Source organism: Polaribacter huanghezhanensis (genome assembly GCF_030444335.1).
Classification (GTDB): domain Bacteria; phylum Bacteroidota; class Bacteroidia; order Flavobacteriales; family Flavobacteriaceae; genus Polaribacter; species Polaribacter huanghezhanensis.
Map to the genome: position 1 here is coordinate 516033 of NZ_CP128595.1, position 17934 is coordinate 533966.

Sequence of the window (17934 nt, forward strand, 5' to 3'; positions counted from 1 at the left end):
CATTATTTTTACACGATTTTTTAAAGAAATGATTACAACAGATATATTAATTATTGGTGCTGGACCAACTGGATTGTTTACAGTTTTTGAAGCTGGATTGTTAAAACTAAGATGTCATTTAATTGATGCTTTGCCTCAAGCTGGCGGACAATGTTCAGAAATTTATCCTAAAAAACCCATTTATGACATTCCTGGTTTTTCAGAAATTTTAGCAGGTGATTTAACTGCAAGTTTACTAGAACAATGCAAGCAATTTCAACCAGGTTTTACACTTGGAGAACGTGCAGAAACTATTGAAAAACAAGAAGACGGTTCTTTTATTGTTACTACAAACAAAGGAACAAAACACAAAGCGCCAATTATAGCGATTGCAGGTGGTTTAGGAAGTTTTGAACCCAGAAAACCACCGATTCCACAAATTGCAAATTTTGAAGATAAAGGTGTCGAATACATGATTCGTGAACCAGAATTATACAGAGATAAAAATGTGGTAATTGCTGGTGGTGGAGATTCTGCATTGGATTGGAGTATCTTTTTAACAGAGGTTGCTAAATCTGTAACTCTTGTACACCGAAGGAATGAGTTTAGAGGTGCTTTAGATTCTGTAGATAAACTACAAGAATTAAAAGATGCCGGTAAAATTAATCTAATTACTCCAGCAGAAATAACAGGAATTGTAGGAGAAAATCATGTAACGGGAGTTGTTATTTCTAAAAAAGAGGAAGAAGACACCATTTTAGAAGTCGATCATTTTATTCCACTTTTTGGATTAGCACCAAAGCTTGGCCCTATTGCAAATTGGGGATTAGAAATTGAAAAAAACGCCATTAAAGTAAACAACGCTTTAGATTATCAAACCAACATTCCGGGTATTTATGCGATTGGAGATGTAAATACATATCCTGGGAAATTAAAATTGATTTTATGCGGATTTCACGAGGCAACCTTAATGTGCCAAAGTGCTTTTCAACGCATTTTTCCTGATAAAAAATACGTGATGAAATATACAACTGTTGGCGGTGTTGATGGTTTTGATGGAACTCGAAAAGAAGCTCCGAAAGCGGTTGTAAAAAAGATTGAATAATGGAACAAGACGTTACCATAAAAATTACTGACAGAGAAGGAATCCTTCACGAAATTATTGCTCCAACCGACATGGCAATGAATTTAATGGAAGTGGTTCGTTCTTATGAATTAGCTCCAGAAGGAACCATTGGGATTTGTGGCGGAATGGCAATGTGTGCATCATGTCAGTGTTATGTGAACTCAGATCATGCATTGCCAGAAATGGGAATCGACGAAGATATGATGTTGGCAGAAGCATTTCATGTTCAAGAAAACAGCCGATTGGGTTGTCAAATTCAAATCACTCCAGAAATGGATGGACTAGAAGTAGAATTAGCTCCAGAAAGTTAAAACCTCAAAGACTTTCTGTATATTTGTAGAGCAAGCAACTTAAAAGCTCTAAAAAAATGTATTTAGACTTATTATCACACTTAAAATATTTGATAAAACGCAATCCAGAATGATTGATTAAAACGTTTTTAATCATTTAATTTTTTAATCATTTAATAATAAAAATATGCCGTTTTATCATAAATTAGGAAAAATTCCACCAAAAAGACATACGCAGTTTCGTAAAAAAGACGGAAGTTTATATTACGAGCAGCTATTTGGTACAATTGGTTTCGACGGAATGTCTACCAACAGTTATCATGAACACAGACCAACAATGGTCAAAGAAATTCGCAAACAATATTCTATTGCTCCAAAAATTGCAAAAGCAAATAACATTCAATCATACAGGTTTAGAGGTTTTCAAGTAAAACCAGAAAACGATTATCTAGAAAGCAGAAAAATTGTGTTAACAAATGCTGATTGTAACATTATTTTATCCGCTCCAAAAAAATCTACCAAAGAGTATTTTTATAAAAACACAGATGCAGACGAGGTGATTTTCATCCATAAAGGAACTGGAAAATTAAGAACACATCTTGGAAACATCAATTTTAAATACGGAGATTATTTAGTAATTCCACGTGGAATTATTTACAAACTAGATTTTGATGATGAAAACAATAGACTTTTTATTGTAGAATCTTATCATCCTGTATATACACCAAAACGCTATAGAAATTGGTTTGGGCAGTTGTTAGAACATTCGCCTTTTTGCGAACGCGATTTAAGACGTCCAGAAGAATTAGAAACCTATAATGAGTTAGGCGATTTTTTAATCAAAGTAAAAAAACAAGGAGAAATTATAGAAATGGTTTATGCCTCACATCCTTTTGATGTGGTTGGTTACGATGGCTATAATTTTCCGTATGCATTTTCAATTCACGATTTTGAACCAATTACTGGAAGAATTCATCAACCGCCACCAGTACATCAAACATTTGAAACCAGTGCCTTTGTAATTTGCAGTTTTGTACCCCGTTTGTATGATTATCATCCAGACTCAATTCCTGCTCCATACAATCACAGCAATATAGATTCTGATGAAGTTCTCTATTATGTAGATGGCGATTTTATGAGTAGAAATGATATTGATCAAGGTCATATTTCTTTGCATCCAGCCGGAATTCCACACGGTCCGCACCCAGGAGCAACAGAAAGAAGTATTGGCCATACAAAAACGGAAGAATTAGCAGTTATGGTAGATACTTTTAAACCATTACAAGTTACCGAAGAAGCAATGAAAATTGCGGATGAAGAGTATTTTAAATCTTGGCTCGAATAGACGAAGATAGAGAGAAAAAAGAATCAAGAAAAGAGATTATGAGCGTTAGAAAAAGACATAATTACAAGAATCTTAAAATTTGGGACTTAGGGATTGAGATTGTAGATGATGTTTTTAAAATTACGAGGATTTCCCAAAGGAAGAAAAATTTGGATTAATTTCTCAAATTAATAGATGCTCTATTTCGATTCCGAGTAATATTGCAGAAGGTTCATCAAGAACAGATAAATCTTTCTCTCATTTTATTGACATTGCTTTAGGTTCTTCATTCGAACTCGAAACACAAATAATAATTGCATTTAAAAGAAAATATATTTCAAAAGAAAATTTAACAAAAATTGAAGAAAAGGTTCAAGAATTTCAAAAAATGACCATGAGTTTTCAAAACAAACTCTAATCAGTCTTTTTTCTCTTTTCTAACCTCTCTTCTTTAATATAAAACAACATGAGCAAAAAAGAAATAAAATCAGTAAACTACGGTTTAGAAAAAATATTTGAAGGAGCACAAGATTTCCTTCCATTGTTAGGAACAGATTATGTAGAGTTTTATGTAGGAAACGCAAAACAAGCTGCGCATTTTTACAAAACCGCTTTCGGATTCCAATCATTAGCATACAAAGGACTAGAAACCGGATCTAGAGATTCTGTGAGTTATGTATTGGTGCAAGATAAAATTCGTTTGGTTTTAACAACTCCGTTAAATAGTAAATCTATTATAAATGATCATATTGTAAAACATGGCGACGGAGTAAAAGTAATTGCGCTGTGGGTTGATGATGCAAGATCTGCTTATGAAGAAACTACCAAGCGTGGTGCAAAATCGTATTTAGAACCAACGGTAGAAACTGATGAACACGGAGAAATTGTAAAAGCAGGAATTTACACATACGGCGAAACAGTGCACATGTTTGTAGAACGTAAAAACTACAAAGGAACTTTTATGCCAGGTTTTCAAAAATGGGAATCTGACTACAATCCAACTTCAGTTGGTTTAAAATACATTGATCACATGGTTGGAAATGTAGGTTGGAATCAAATGGATGTTTGGGTAAAATGGTACGAAGATGTGATGGGATTCGAAAACTTTTTATCCTTTGATGACAAACAAATTCACACAGAATATTCTGCATTAATGAGTAAAGTGATGTCTAACGGAAACGGTAGAATCAAATTTCCAATAAACGAGCCAGCAAAAGCAGCAAAGAAATCACAAATTGAAGAATATTTAGATTTTTATGAAGGGTCTGGTGTACAACATATTGCCGTTGCAACGGATGACATTATTAAAACGGTTAGTCAGTTAAAAGCGCGTGGAATTGAATTTTTACCTCCACCTCCGCAAGCTTATTATGATGATATTCCGAATAGATTAGGAGCGCACAGAGATATGATGAAAGAAGATATTGGCGAATTGCAAAAATTATCTATCATGATAGATGCTGATGAAGAAGGTTATTTATTGCAAATTTTTACAAAACCATTAGAAGATAGACCAACCTTATTTTTTGAAATCATTCAAAGAATGGGCGCTCGTGGATTTGGAGCTGGTAATTTTAAAGCGTTGTTCGAATCTATAGAAAGAGAGCAGTCTAAAAGAGGAACTTTATAAAACAGAAATCAGGAAAGAGAGTTTAGAAAAGAGAAAAACACAATCTGTCTTTTTTCTGTATTCTCTTCTCTCTATTCTCAAAAAAAATGAACAAAGACGAATTATTAAAAGCAATAGAAGAAAAATATCAAAAGCTTGGTGTTCCTTTAGAAACCATGTTAGAAGGATTATTGCACAGCACGCCAATTACGTATTGGGATTATATTCAAACCGATGCTTTATTAGGATTACAAATTCCGAGAACAACCGAAAAAGATGAAATGGTTTTTATCATGTATCATCAAGTAAATGAGTTGTTGTTTAAAATGATTTTGTGGGAAATTGACCAAATTTCTTTATCTAAAAAAGCAATTACAGCAGAAAAATTTTCGAAACACTTAATGCGGATTAGCAGGTATTTTGATATGCTATGTAGTTCGTTTAGTGTGATGGGAGAAGGAATGGATGTAGAACAATATTTAAAATTTAGAAACACCTTAGCGCCCGCAAGCGGATTTCAAAGTGCGCAATACCGTAAAATCGAATTTGCATCTACAGAGTTAATCAATTTAATTGATGTGAGATTCAGAGATACCATCGACAGAAACTCATCTTTCAAAAACGCTTTTGAACATTTGTATTGGCAAGCCGCTGGTAAAAATCATCAAACAGGCGAAAAATCTATTTTGATAAAATTGTTTGAGAAAAAATACATGGGAGATTTTATCGACTTTATGGAAGATTACAACGAGTGTAATTTGTCTAAAAAGTTCAAACAACTTCCAGAAGATGTGCAACAAAACCCAGAATTGATAAAAGCAATGCGCCATTACGATTATACCGTAAATATAAAATGGGTGCTAGCTCATTACGAAGCTGCAGGAAAATATTTAGGCGGCGGCGATAAAGATTTAGAAGCAACCGGCGGAAGTAATTGGCGAAAATACATGCATCCAAAATACCAACGAAGAATCTTTTTCCCGTATTTATGGAGCAAAGAAGAACTTGAAAATTGGGGAAACTTTTAAAATTTACAGAATATTTAACACCAACTGTTTGAGAAATCAAGCAGCTTTTTTGGTTTTGGAATAGCTATTGTCATTCCTTTTTTATATGTTTGAAAACATGAAAAAAACTATTTTCCTTTTTATTGCATTTAGTAGTGTTGTTCATTCTTATTCTCAAGAAAAAACTACAATTTTTAAAAAAGGGGAATGGCTTCGTTACAAAATGAGTTATAGCGGTTTTTTAAAAGCTGGCAATGCAACTTTATCAGTAGGTACAGATACCATTAAAGGCAAAGAAGTTTTTCATGTAACGGGAAAAGGCTGGACAACTGGAATTATAAAATGGTTTTTTAATGTTGACGACACCTATCAATCTTATTTTGATAAAGAAACCATAAAACCATATGTTTTTAAACGCAATATCAACGAAGGTGGTTATGTAATCAACAGAGAGATTAAATTTAATTACGATACCAAAAAAGCTACGGTTTTAGATTTTAAATTGCAAACTACAGAAACTTTTGATTTTAATAATATACAAGATATGATGTCTTCTTTTTATTATTTAAGAAGTCGTGATGTTAGCAACTTAAAAGTTGGAGATGAAATTGCTTTAGATATGTTTATGGACGCTCAAATTTATCCTTTTAAATTACGTTATTTAGGCGAAGAATTACTAAAAACTAGTTTCGGAAAAATTAAAACTTTAAAGTTTAGACCAATGGTACAGGCTGGCAGAGTTTTTAAAGAAAATGAAAGCGTGACCATTTGGATAACGGCAGATGAAAATAAAATACCCATAAAGTTAAAAGCATCTTTATCTGTTGGATCTTTAAAAGCAGAATTAGATGCTTATAAAGGTCTTGCAAATTCTTTTGAAATTATATATGATTAAATTGTATTTTTGCGTTAATGTCTCGTATAAAATTTAACTTCTTTTGAAAAAAATAATCTTTCTTTTAGTAACACTCCTCATTTTTAGTTCTTGTAAAGAAGATAAACCAGAAAATATTGAGGAAATCCAAACAATACCTCAACCAAAAATAATCTATGAGTTTGGTTATAAACTAAACGATTATAAGGTAATTAATGATACGATTAAAAAAGGCGAAAGTTTTGGAGTAATCTTAGACAGACATCATGTAGATTACCCGATCATAAATAAAATAGCTTCCAAAATTAAAGATACTTTTGATGTTAGACGCGTTAGAGCAGGAAAACCTTATACTATTTTAGCAGCAAAAGATTCAACCGAAAAAGCCCAAGTTTTTATTTACAAAAACAACAAATCTGTTGCAACAATTGTAGAGTTTAACGATTCTATCATCCATAGCTATAAGTATAGAAAAGAAATTAAGACGATAGAAAAAGAAGTACACGGTAAAATTTATTCCAGCTTTTCTCAATCTATGGATAGTTTACATATAAATCCATATTTAACAAACGAGATAGCGGATATCTATGCGTGGACACTCGACTTTTTTAAACTTCAAAAAGAAGATACATTTAAAATTATATATGAAGAAAAATTTATTGATGATTCCACTTTTGTTGGTTATGGAGATGTAAAAGCAGCGGTTTTTAATCATAAAGGAACCAATTTATATGCATATAGATATATTCCAGATCCCCAAAAAGGCATTGTAGAATATTATGACGAAGAAGGAAATATGTTGCGAAGTCAATTTTTAAAATCGCCTATTAAATTTCAATATAGAATTTCTTCTAGATACAATCTAAAAAGAAGAATTAAACATTACGGCTATAAAGTAAAACCGCATCGAGGAACCGATTTTGCTGCAAATGAAGGAACCCCAATTATGGCTACAGCGAGTGGAATCGTTACAGAATCTGCTTACAGAAAAAGAGGAAATGGTAATTATGTGAAAATTAAACATAACAACACCTATTCTACTCAATATTTACACATGAGTAAAAGGAAAGTAAAAAGAGGACAATATGTGAAACAAGGAGACATTATTGGTTGGGTTGGACACACAGGAAGTACAGAGGGTAGACATGTTTGTTATCGATTTTGGAAAAATGGCAGACAAGTAGATCCACTTAAACAAAAATTACCAGCAGCTGAACCTCTTAAGAAAAGTTTAAAGCCTGTTTTTTTAACATATATTACTCCATTAAAAGAGCAATTAGAAAACATCACCAATTATAAATCTTTGGATTTAAAAATGGATTCTAATGACATTACTCTTAAAAACTAACACCCAATCTAATGGCATTAAAAAATACGAATCCAACTAAAACCAGGGCTTGGCAAAAGTTAACTTCGCATTTTTCTGATATAAAAGAGATTCATTTAAAAGAATTCTTTAAAAACAATGCGAACAGAATTTCTGATTTTTCTTTCTCTTTTGATAATTTTACTGTTGATTATTCTAAAAACAGAATCAATCAAGAAACTTTAGAATTATTAATTGAATTGGCAAATGAAGTTGATTTAAAAGAGGCAATAGAAAAATATTTTTCAGGTGACATTATAAACACAACCGAAAACAGAGCTGTTCTACATACAGCATTGAGAGATAATTCATCTAAAGAAATTCTCGTTGAAAAAGTAAATGTAAAGCCAGAAATTAAAGCGACTTTAAATCAAATTGCAGAATTTTCAGAAAAAGTGATTTATGGTAAATGGAAAGGTTTTACTGGAAAATCAATTACTAATGTTGTAAACATCGGAATTGGCGGTTCAGATTTAGGTCCAAATATGATTGTAGAAGCTTTACAATTTTACAAAAATCATCTGAACCTGCATTTTGTCTCTAATGTTGATGGCGATCATATTTCTGAAATCATTAAAAAACTACATCCAGAAACTACCTTATTTGTTATTGTTTCTAAAACATTTACCACACAAGAAACCATTACAAATGCAACTACACTAAAAGAATGGTTTTTGAAATCGGCTACAAAAAAAGATATTGCAAAGCATTTTGTAGCGGTTTCATCAAACATAAAAGAGGTCGTTGAATTCGGAATTTCTAACAAAAATATTTTTCCTATGTGGAATTGGGTTGGAGGTCGATTTTCTTTGTGGAGCGCTGTCGGATTATCAATAAGTTTATCTGTAGGGTTTCAAAATTTTAAAGCGTTACTTGATGGAGCATCAGAAATGGATGCACATTTTAAAAATACTGAATTCGAACAAAATATTCCTGTTATCTCTTCTTTAATTAGTATTTGGTACAACAATTTCTTTGGATGCGAAACAGAAGCAATTTTACCGTATTCTCATTATTTGAAAAAACTCCCTGAATACTTGCAGCAAACAAGTATGGAAAGTAATGGAAAAAGTGTTGATAGAAATGGAAAAAAAATAGACTATCAAACTGGCGCAATTATTTGGGGCGATGTTGGTACAAACATGCAACATGCTTTTATGCAATTATTACACCAAGGAACAAAATTAATTCCGGCGGAATTTATCGGATTTAAAGAATCTTTATCGGATTTAACAGCGCATCATAAAAAATTAATGGCAAACTTTTGTGCACAAACAGAAGCGTTGGCTTTCGGAAAAACGGCAGAAGAAGTTCATTTAGATTTAAAATTTAATAATCAAAGCAAAGAGTTATCAACATTACTTCCGTTTAAGGTCTTTGGCGGCAACAAACCTAGCACTACTATTTTAATTAAAAAACTAACTCCAAATTCTTTAGGTAAATTGATTGCTTTATACGAGCATAAAGTTTTTGTACAAGGCGTTGTTTGGAACATCTTTAGCTTTGATCAATTCGGAGTAGAATTAGGGAAAGAATTAGTCAGCAAACACCTAAATAAGAAGTAAATTTCTTTTTCTTAATGGGGGTTTTATTAATTTTACCATTAATTCTTCTTTTGTTAACAACCTGTTAATATTTAAAAACCTGTTTTTTAAGGCGTATCTGCAATATTTTACTATTTTTGGATGTCTTAAATTTTTGTTAACACTTAACATTAAATTAACATTAGAACTGTAAAAATTAAGGATTTTTGTAGAACATTTAATAACTTAAAATTTCAAAATGAAAAATTTTAAAAATTTATTATTAGTAGCGTTGTTTTTCGCAACTGCTGCTGTTTTTGGTCAAACCAAAATAACAGGTAAAGTAGTTGATGAAACAAATCAGCCCTTACCAAGTGCAAGCGTTATGGTAAAAGGAACAACAAACGGTACTTCTACCGATTATGATGGTAATTTTACGATAACTGCAAACTCAAATTCTGGAGTAATTGTAGTTTCTTTTGTTGGTTACAACAAAAAAGAAGTATCTTTTACTTCATCAAAAACAAGTTTAGGAACAATTCAATTAACTGAAGATGCAAACACTCTTGATGAGGTTGTTATTCAAGGAGTAATTGATGTTGCTAAAGACAGAGAAACTCCTGTAGCTGTTTCAACAATTAAAGCTGCTGAGATTGAAGAAAAATTAGGATCTCAAGAATTTCCTGAAATTTTAAAATCAACTCCATCTGTATACGCAACTAAATCTGGTGGTGGTTTTGGAGATTCTAGAATTAACATTAGAGGTTTTAACCAAGAAAATGTAGCTATTTTAATAAACGGTGTACCTGTAAACGATATGGAAAACGGTAGAGTATACTGGTCTAACTGGGCTGGTTTATCTGACGTTACCTCTGCAATGCAAGTACAAAGAGGTTTAGGGTCTTCTAAATTAGCAATTTCTTCTGTTGGTGGTACGATTAACGTTATTACAAAAACTTCTCAACAAAAAGAAGGAGCTAATGTAAGTTCTAGTTTTGGTAACGATGGATACATGAAATATGTAGGTTCTTACTCTACAGGAAAATTAGACAATGGACTATCTGCATCTTTCTTATTTAGTAGAACACAAGGAGATGGATATGTAGATGGAACTAAATTTTTAGGTTACAACTATTTTATTGGTGTTGGTTATAAAATAAATGAGAAGCATTCTTTAGAATTTACTTTTACTGGAGCACCACAATGGCACCACCAAAGAAGTTATGCAGAAAAATTATCTTTATACCAACAATTTGGAACATCTAATGACCCAAATATAAAATTTAACCCAGCTTGGGGTATGTATAAAGGAGAAGAATTTTCTTTAAGAAGAAACTTTTATCACAAACCAGTAATGTCTTTAAATTACGACTGGAAAATTTCTGATAATTCTAACTTATCTACTGTTCTTTATGCTTCATGGGGACGTGGTGGTGGATCTGGACCAATTGGAGACGTAAACAACATTCGTGATTATGACTTTAGATTAAGAGATGCACAAGGAAGAGTTCGTTTTGATGATATCGCAAAATGGAATGCTGGAGGAAATGTTCCTGATTTTGGAGCAGACAGAACTAGTACTATTAATGATAGAAAAAACGGCTTAACACGTAGAGCCTCTATGAATTCTCATAACTGGTATGGTGTTATTGCTAACTTCCATAAAGATGCTAGTGATAACTTTAGCTGGGATGTTGGTGTAGATTTAAGAACTTATCAAGGTATTCACTACAGAGTTGTTTCTAATTTACTTGGCGCAACAGGTTATACAGATAATAGAGATAAAAACAACCCTAACAGAAGTATTACTTCTTTTGTAGATCCTTCTCCAAGTTTTAACCCTTGGGCAAATATCACAAACCAACAAAAAATAGAATACTACAATGACGGTAATGTTCGTTGGCTAGGTGCTTTTGGACAAGTAGAGTATAAAAACGATGATGTTTCTGCTTTCTTACAAGGAGGTATTTCTCAACAAGGTTTTCAAAGAATAGATTACTTTAACTTATTAGTAGGTAGTCAAAAATCTGGATATGAAAACTTAATGGGTGGAAACATTAAAGGAGGAATGAACTGGAATATTAATGAAGCTCATAACGTTTTTGGTAACGCGGGTTATTATTCTAAACAACCTTTCTTTGGAGCTGTTTATCCAAATTATAACAATAATAATACTAGTGTCGGTTTAACCAATGAAAAAATCTTAGGATTAGAGTTAGGGTATGGATATAGAAGCGAAAACTACAATGTAAAAGTAAATGCATATAGAACTTCTTGGAAAGATAGATTCCAAAGAACTGGTGGTTCTGCCCCTGGTAATTTTGTAGATTTCTCTGGAATTGAACAAGTTCACACAGGTTTAGAGATTGAATCTACTGGTAGATTTGGCAAATTAACTGTTGATGCAATGTTGTCTTTGGGTAATTATCAATACGTTGGTAATGTAACAGGTACAGAATATGACCAAAACAATGCTGTTGTTGGTGTTTCTGGAACTACATATTACCTTGATAAAGTTAAAGTTGGTGATGCAGCTCAAACTACTGCTCGAATTGGTTTTACATATAAAGTTTCAGATAAATTAAAGTTTGATATAAGTCAATTTTATGCAGCAAGTTTATACCCTAGTATTTCTGCTTCTTCTTTTAAAACTCAAGTAGATAACACCCAAGGTTCTTTAAAATTACCTGGTTATGCATTAGTAGATGCTGGTGTTTCTTACAAATTTAACCTAAGTGAAAAAGTAAATGCTAGATTTAGATTAAATGTAAACAACTTAATGGATACAAGATATATTTCTGATGGTTTTACTAACATCCATGCTACTGCTGGAAGTACAACTTACAAAGGTATTGATGTTAATAACAGAGTTTATTTTGGATACGGAAGAACTTGGAATGCTTCAATGAAGTTTTCTTTCTAAATCAACAACTATAAATAGTTTAAAAACCACCTCAATCGAGGTGGTTTTTTTTTGATTATAATTAGTACATTTACATAATCTAAAAAACGAAGAAATCATGATGAAAGAAATTCACTCGTATTGGGCATATTTAGTGCTATTAATGTTAGTTTTTACAGTTGTAAATGCATTTATGGGATTGTCAAAAAAGAGAAGTTTCACCGACAAAGATGTTCGCATCGGTTTATTTACATTAATCGTTTCTCACATTCAATTATTAATAGGATTGGGTTGGTATTTTATGAGTCCTGCTTATAAAGCACTAAAAATTGACAGTTCTGCTGTAATGGGAGATTCGACTTCTAGATTATTAGCTGTAGAACATCCTTTAATGATGATCATTGCTATTGTATTAATTACTATTGGTTGGTCTAAACATAAAAAGAAAACAGAAGATGCGGCAAAGTTTAAAACGTTTGCAATCTTTTACGGATTAGCATTGGTGTTGATCTTATCTAGAATTCCTTGGAATCAGTGGTTACAGTTTTAAAAATAAAATACCCTAATTTACCTCAGATAAAAGAACCCTTTAAATGAAAATTTTAAGCTACATATTATCGCCAATCTTTATTTTTACTTTTGTATTACTATTAGTAATCTTTCATCCTTTACAATGGGTTGGATTAAAACTATTCGGACATAAAGGGCATCAGCATGTGGTAGATATTTTAAATTTATTTCTTGTCAAGTCGTTGCTTTTAATCGGAGTTACAGTCCGTTTAAAAAACGAACACGAATTGCCAAAAGACTGTACTTTAGTCTTTGTTGCAAATCACCAAAGTATTTCTGACATTCCGCCAATTGGTTGGTTTTTCAGGAAATATAAACCAAAGTTTGTTGCCAAAAAAGAATTGGGAAAAGGAGTGCCAAGTGTGTCCTTTAATTTACGACATGGCGGTGCTGCTTTAATCAATAGAAAAGATGCAAAACAAGCATTAAGTGAATTGGTAAAATTTTCGAAAAATATTCATAAAAATAAATGGGGAGCAATCATTTTTCCTGAAGGAACAAGAAGTAGAAATGGAAAACCAAAACCCTTTTCTACCAACGGGTTAAAAATGATTACCAAATACAATCAAGAAGGGTATATTGTACCAATAACCATCAATAATTCTTGGAAACTATTTAAATATGGAAAATATCCGTTAGGAATTGGAAATCCGATAACACTTACAACACACAAACCTATAAAAATTGATTCTGTGCCTTTTGAAACGTTAATGAAAGAGACAGAATCACAAATAATTTCACACATAAAATAACAATATGTCTATACATAATATTAGAAGAGAAGTAATGCTAAACCTAGAGAAAAGCATTGATACTTTCGTTGATAAATTTTTAATCACACCAGAAAAAATTTGGCAACCAACCGATTTTTTGCCAAATTCTCAAAAAGATTCTTTTATTGATGAGGTAAAAGAAATTCAAGAGCTCTCTAAAGAATTAGATGATGATTTTTGGGTAGTTTTGGTTGGAGATACCATTACAGAAGAGGCTTTACCAACTTACGAATCTTGGTTGTTAGACATAGAAGGTGTTTCTCAACAACCTGATAATGGCTGGGCAAAATGGATTAGAGCTTGGACTTCTGAAGAAAATAGACACGGAGATGTGCTAAATAAATACTTGTATTTATCTGGTAGAGTAAATATGAGAGAAGTAGAAATTACTACACAACATTTAATTGCAGACGGATTTGATATAGGAACAGCTTCTGATCCTTATAAAAACTTTATCTATACTAGCTTTCAAGAATTAGCAACATACATTTCGCACAATAATGTGGCAAAAATTGCACGTAAAAAAGGGCATAAAGCATTGGCTAAAATGTCTAAAATTATTGCTGGTGATGAAATGCGTCATCATATTGCTTATTCAGAATTTGTAAAAGAAATTTTTAAGATTGATCCAAGCGAAATGATGTTGGCGTTTCAACACATGATGAAATACAAGATTGTAATGCCTGCATTACACTTAAGAGAGTCTTTTGGCGCTAAAGGTGGGTTGTTTGATCAATTCTCTACAATAGCACAAAGAGTTGGTGTATATACGGGTTTTGACTATGTAGACATCTTACAAAAACTAAATACAACTTGGGAAATTGATAAAATAACCAACTTAACTCCGGAGGCAGAAAAAGCGAGAGATTGGTTGTTAAAACTCCCTGAAAGAATGTATCGAATTACTGAAAGAATTGTAGTTCCAGATACAACATACAATTTTAAATGGATGAATCCAGTAACATAAAAAAAGAGCCTTAAAAAGGCTCTTTTTTAGTGTATTGTAAATTGGTCTTTATCTTCTAAGAAAGGTAGTTTAGTTCTAACATTTCTCAATTTATTTTTACTTAAAGTAGCGTAGATAATTTTCTCTTCATTTTCTACAACTTCGGTGAGTTCATTTCCTAAGAAATCTATTGCCATAGAATTCCCATTATATTCATATCCATTTGTATCCACTCCAACTCTATTTACACCAATACAATAACTCATGTTTTCTATTGCACGCGCTTTTAAGAGTGTTTTCCACGCATTAATTCTTGGTATTGGCCAATTTGCAACATAAATCAACAAGTCATACTCTTCTACATTTCTTGACCAAACCGGAAAACGCAAATCGTAACAAATTAATGGACAAATTTTCCATCCTTTATAATCAACAATCAATTTGTTTTTTCCTGAAGTATATGCTTTATGCTCTCCGGCTAATGTAAAAGTATGTCGTTTGTCATAGGTTTCAATTTTTCCCTTTGGGTGCACAAATAACATTCTATTATAATACCTCCCTTTATTATTTATAATGATGCTACCAACAACTGCTGCATCAAAATGTGCCGCTTTTTGTTGCATCCAGTCTACAGTTTCTCCATTCATGTCTTCGGCTAAAGGCTTTGGCACCATCGAAAAACCTGTGGTAAACATTTCTGGTAGAATAATCACATCAACATTCTGAATGTCTTCTAATAATACATCTAGTTTTGCCTTGTTTTTAATAGCATTTTCCCAAACTAAATCTTTCTGAATAATGGCTATTTGTAAATCGGTTTGCATAAAAATAATTTTGTTACAATATAATAAAATAAATAGCTTCTTTTTGTACATTGTTTGTTCTAAAAATTGACTTTCGCAAATGCAGACTTTTATATCAGAAACGTTACAAACCATTTTAACGAAACAAAAATCGTTTGAAAACACCATTTTTGTGTTGCCTTCTCAAAGAGCTGGCGTTTTTGTTAAACAAGCATTAAAAGAAACTATTGATGTCGGTTTTTTGCCAACAATCTTTAATATAGAACAGTTTATTGAAGAAGTTTCTGGGTTGCATAAAGTGGATTCTATTCAGTTATTATTTCATTTTTATGCTGTTTATAAAAAAGTAGAAGCTGAACCTGAAGAATTTGAAAGTTTTATTTCTTGGGCTTTTACAGTTGTACAAGACTTTAACGAAGTAGATCAGCATTTAATCAATCCTAAAGAGATTTTTCCGTATTTAAGAGATATTCAACGGTTAAAGAATTGGTCAGTAAAAAAACCTTTTGAAGAAACTAAAATGGTAAAAAATCATTTTTCTTTCTTAGAAAAATTAGAAGTTTACTACACAGAATTTTATACTTTTTTACTCAAAAAACAGATTGGTTATCAAGGGTTAATTTACAGAGAAGCCAGTAAAAATATTGAAGCTTATATCGAAAAGAACAAGCATAAGAAGTATGTTTTTATGGGTTTTAATGCGCTAAACAAATCTGAAGAATATTTATTTCAAGAACTGTTGTCTGCAGGGAACACCGATGTTTATTGGGATATTGACAGTGCTTTTTTAAAAAACAAACATCAAGCAGGAACATTCATCAGAAAATATAAATCTGAATGGAAATATTACATCAACAATCCGATTGCGACAGTTTCATCGAATTTTGAATTGGAAAAAAGCATTGAAGTCATTGGAGCTTCAAAAAATACAACTCAAATTAAATATGCTGGAGAGCTTATCAATAAATTGCCAAATCACAACAAAACTGCCTATGTTTTGGCTGATGAAAGCTTGTTGCCAATCACGTTAAATTCGTTACCAAAGAAGGTTGAAGCGGTTAATATTACAATGGGTTATCCGCTAAAAGACATTCCGACAACTTCGCTGTTTTTTGCTATTTTTCAGTTGTTTTTAACGCAAGAAAAATTAAATAAAACGCAAGCAGCACAGTTTTACTACAAAGATGTGTTGCAGTTTTTTAAGCACGCTTCTATTCAGCCTTTATTAATTGATAACGGTACAAATTTATTAGATAAAATTTCTCTGAAAATAGCAAAAGACAACGATGCTTTTATCAGTAAAAATCAAATTAAAACCTTTTTAGCGCCTTTAGGAAAATCGGTAAAAAAAGCAATAAGTAACCTCTTTAACCCGATTGAAAATAGTCAAGATTTTATCAACCGGATTTTAAATTTAATTGTCGTTTTAAAAGAAAAAGCAGCGCCTTTAGAAAAAGAATACTTGTTTCGGTTTTACACCATTTTTTCGCAGTTGCAAACCTTTCAAAACGAATATAATTTTTTGAAAACATTTAAAACCATTCATCAATTATTCATTCAATTGTTGAATACTGAATCTATTTCTTTTAAAGGAGAACCGCTACAAGGATTGCAATTAATGGGAATGTTGGAAACGCGTGTGTTGGATTTTGAAAACGTAATTATAACCTCTGTAAACGAAAATATATTGCCAAAAAACAGTTCGCAAAATACCTTTATTCCGTTTGATGTAAAAATCGAATTTAGCTTACCAACCTACAGAGAAAAAGATGCTATTTTTTCCTATCACTTCTTTAGATTGTTACAACGCGCAAAAAACATATACTTATTATACAATTCTGAAAGCGACACTTTTGGCGGCGGAGAAAAAAGTAGGTTTATTACACAATTATTGCATCTTAAAGACGGAATTAAAGAGCTACAAATAAGTCCGAAAGTAACAACAGAAAAAATTGAACTCAAAGAAATAGAAAAAACTCCAGAAATAATTTCTGTGCTAGAAGACGTTGCAAAAACTGGCTTTTCGCCATCAACATTTGCTAGTTATTTATATAATCCGTATCAGTTTTATGTGCAGAAAATAGTAAAACTAAAAGAGTATAAAGAAGTTGAAGAAACTGTTGCTTCGAACACGATGGGAACGATTATTCATGATACGTTAGACGCTTTATATCAACCATATATTAACAAATTTCTTACGTTAGAAAACTTTAAAGAACTGTTTGCAAAAGTAGATGATTTTGTTACATTTTACTTTAAAGAACACTTTCATAATTCTGATCTATTCACTGGAAAAAACAAGTTGATTTTTGAAGTTTCTAAAGAATATGTAAATCGATTTTTAGAAAATGAAAAACAATTGGTGTCAAAAAACAATCAATTAAAAATTATTGCCACCGAAGAAAACTTAGAAACAACTATAGAAATTGAAGGATTTGATTTTCCAATTAAAATTAAAGGGCAGGTTGATCGAATTGATGAATTAAATGGCGTTACGAGAATTGTTGATTACAAAACAGGCATAGTAGAGGCTAAAAATTTAAAAATATCGGATGTTTCTGATATTGCTGATGAAAAATATAACAAAGTAATTCAGGTTTTATTGTACGGTTATATGTATGCTAAAAGCAACTCAACACCTACTAAAATTGAAAGTGGAATTATCTCGTTTAAAAATCTTAAAAGCGGATTTCTTAAAGTAGATTTTGGTAATAAAGATTATGAAATTACGCCAGAAAGAATGGATGTTTTCATGAATTCAATCAAAGAAATCATCAAAGAAATTTTTGATGTTTCAATTCCTTTTACAGAAAAGGCACATGAAAAACACAGCCTGTAAAAA

The 17934-nt window shown here is 31.7% G+C and carries 15 protein-coding genes; 14 read left to right on the top strand and 1 reads right to left on the bottom strand.

The window, feature by feature from the left end:
- Positions 1-28 precede the first annotated feature (28 nt).
- The 13 genes from KCTC32516_RS02495 to KCTC32516_RS02555 all read left to right on the top strand — a co-directional run bounded on the left by KCTC32516_RS02495 (position 29) and on the right by KCTC32516_RS02555 (position 14310).
- Complete coding sequence (locus tag KCTC32516_RS02495; protein WP_301401766.1) at positions 29-1084, top strand: NAD(P)/FAD-dependent oxidoreductase; 1056 nt, start codon at positions 29-31, stop codon at positions 1082-1084.
- Complete coding sequence (locus KCTC32516_RS02500) at positions 1084-1416, top strand: 2Fe-2S iron-sulfur cluster-binding family protein (RefSeq protein WP_301401767.1); 333 nt, start codon at positions 1084-1086, stop codon at positions 1414-1416. Before KCTC32516_RS02495 ends, KCTC32516_RS02500 begins: the two co-directional genes overlap by 1 nt.
- Before the next feature lie 166 nt (positions 1417-1582).
- Positions 1583-2740 carry a homogentisate 1,2-dioxygenase gene (locus tag KCTC32516_RS02505; protein WP_301401768.1) on the top strand — a complete coding sequence of 386 codons (1158 nt, stop codon included), beginning with the start codon at positions 1583-1585 and terminating at the stop codon, positions 2738-2740.
- Between the two features lie 181 nt (positions 2741-2921).
- Positions 2922-3137 (top strand): four helix bundle protein, encoded by a 216-nt coding sequence (locus KCTC32516_RS12135; RefSeq protein WP_366911547.1) that lies wholly within the window; start codon positions 2922-2924, stop codon positions 3135-3137.
- Positions 3138-3185: 48 nt separating this feature from the next.
- Positions 3186-4349, top strand: coding sequence for a 4-hydroxyphenylpyruvate dioxygenase (gene hppD / locus KCTC32516_RS02515; RefSeq protein ID WP_301401769.1), 1164 nt, complete (start codon positions 3186-3188; stop codon positions 4347-4349).
- 86 nt (positions 4350-4435) lie between these two features.
- Positions 4436-5356, top strand: coding sequence for a tryptophan 2,3-dioxygenase family protein (locus KCTC32516_RS02520; protein WP_301401770.1), 921 nt, complete (start codon positions 4436-4438; stop codon positions 5354-5356).
- A gap of 97 nt (positions 5357-5453) precedes the next feature.
- Positions 5454-6230: a DUF3108 domain-containing protein gene (locus KCTC32516_RS02525; RefSeq protein ID WP_301401771.1), complete on the top strand. Its 777-nt coding sequence runs from the start codon at positions 5454-5456 to the stop codon at positions 6228-6230.
- A 43-nt stretch (positions 6231-6273) separates the two neighbouring features.
- Positions 6274-7557, top strand: coding sequence for a M23 family metallopeptidase (locus tag KCTC32516_RS02530; protein ID WP_301401772.1), 1284 nt, complete (start codon positions 6274-6276; stop codon positions 7555-7557).
- 11 nt (positions 7558-7568) lie between these two features.
- Positions 7569-9140, top strand: coding sequence for a glucose-6-phosphate isomerase (gene pgi, locus KCTC32516_RS02535; RefSeq protein WP_301401773.1), 1572 nt, complete (start codon positions 7569-7571; stop codon positions 9138-9140).
- A gap of 217 nt (positions 9141-9357) precedes the next feature.
- The gene (locus KCTC32516_RS02540; protein WP_301401774.1) at positions 9358-12021 is read left to right on the top strand and encodes a TonB-dependent receptor; all 2664 of its coding nucleotides are present in this window, start codon (positions 9358-9360) and stop codon (positions 12019-12021) included.
- A 100-nt stretch (positions 12022-12121) separates the two neighbouring features.
- Positions 12122-12550: a hypothetical protein gene (locus KCTC32516_RS02545; RefSeq protein ID WP_301402716.1), complete on the top strand. Its 429-nt coding sequence runs from the start codon at positions 12122-12124 to the stop codon at positions 12548-12550.
- A 43-nt stretch (positions 12551-12593) separates the two neighbouring features.
- Complete coding sequence (locus KCTC32516_RS02550; RefSeq protein ID WP_301401775.1) at positions 12594-13322, top strand: lysophospholipid acyltransferase family protein; 729 nt, start codon at positions 12594-12596, stop codon at positions 13320-13322.
- A gap of 4 nt (positions 13323-13326) precedes the next feature.
- Positions 13327-14310, top strand: coding sequence for an acyl-ACP desaturase (locus tag KCTC32516_RS02555; protein WP_301401776.1), 984 nt, complete (start codon positions 13327-13329; stop codon positions 14308-14310).
- 26 nt (positions 14311-14336) lie between these two features.
- Here the strand turns inward: KCTC32516_RS02555 and KCTC32516_RS02560 are convergent, their stop codons facing one another.
- A complete protein-coding gene (locus KCTC32516_RS02560) occupies positions 14337-15113 on the bottom strand; it encodes an amidohydrolase (RefSeq protein WP_301401777.1) in 777 nt (258 codons plus the stop codon).
- Positions 15114-15192: 79 nt separating this feature from the next.
- Here KCTC32516_RS02560 and KCTC32516_RS02565 point away from each other — a divergent pair, with 79 nt between their 5' ends.
- Positions 15193-17931, top strand: a complete 2739-nt coding sequence (locus KCTC32516_RS02565; RefSeq protein WP_301401778.1) for a PD-(D/E)XK nuclease family protein — start codon at positions 15193-15195, stop codon at positions 17929-17931.
- The last annotated feature ends 3 nt before the right edge of the window (positions 17932-17934 follow it).

Bases quoted from the DNA above. Each gene is read 5' to 3' on its own strand.
- KCTC32516_RS02495 (WP_301401766.1), top strand. From the start codon at position 29: ATGATTACAACAGATATATTAATTATTGGTGCTGGACCAACTGGATTG.
- KCTC32516_RS02500 (WP_301401767.1), top strand. From the start codon at position 1,084: ATGGAACAAGACGTTACCATAAAAATTACTGACAGAGAAGGAATCCTT.
- KCTC32516_RS02505 (WP_301401768.1), top strand. From the start codon at position 1,583: ATGCCGTTTTATCATAAATTAGGAAAAATTCCACCAAAAAGACATACG.
- hppD (WP_301401769.1), top strand. From the start codon at position 3,186: ATGAGCAAAAAAGAAATAAAATCAGTAAACTACGGTTTAGAAAAAATA.
- KCTC32516_RS02520 (WP_301401770.1), top strand. From the start codon at position 4,436: ATGAACAAAGACGAATTATTAAAAGCAATAGAAGAAAAATATCAAAAG.
- KCTC32516_RS02525 (WP_301401771.1), top strand. From the start codon at position 5,454: ATGAAAAAAACTATTTTCCTTTTTATTGCATTTAGTAGTGTTGTTCAT.
- pgi (WP_301401773.1), top strand. From the start codon at position 7,569: ATGGCATTAAAAAATACGAATCCAACTAAAACCAGGGCTTGGCAAAAG.
- KCTC32516_RS02540 (WP_301401774.1), top strand. From the start codon at position 9,358: ATGAAAAATTTTAAAAATTTATTATTAGTAGCGTTGTTTTTCGCAACT.
- KCTC32516_RS02545 (WP_301402716.1), top strand. From the start codon at position 12,122: ATGAAAGAAATTCACTCGTATTGGGCATATTTAGTGCTATTAATGTTA.
- KCTC32516_RS02550 (WP_301401775.1), top strand. From the start codon at position 12,594: ATGAAAATTTTAAGCTACATATTATCGCCAATCTTTATTTTTACTTTT.
- KCTC32516_RS02555 (WP_301401776.1), top strand. From the start codon at position 13,327: ATGTCTATACATAATATTAGAAGAGAAGTAATGCTAAACCTAGAGAAA.
- KCTC32516_RS02560 (WP_301401777.1), bottom strand. From the start codon at position 15,113: ATGCAAACCGATTTACAAATAGCCATTATTCAGAAAGATTTAGTTTGG.
- KCTC32516_RS02565 (WP_301401778.1), top strand. From the start codon at position 15,193: ATGCAGACTTTTATATCAGAAACGTTACAAACCATTTTAACGAAACAA.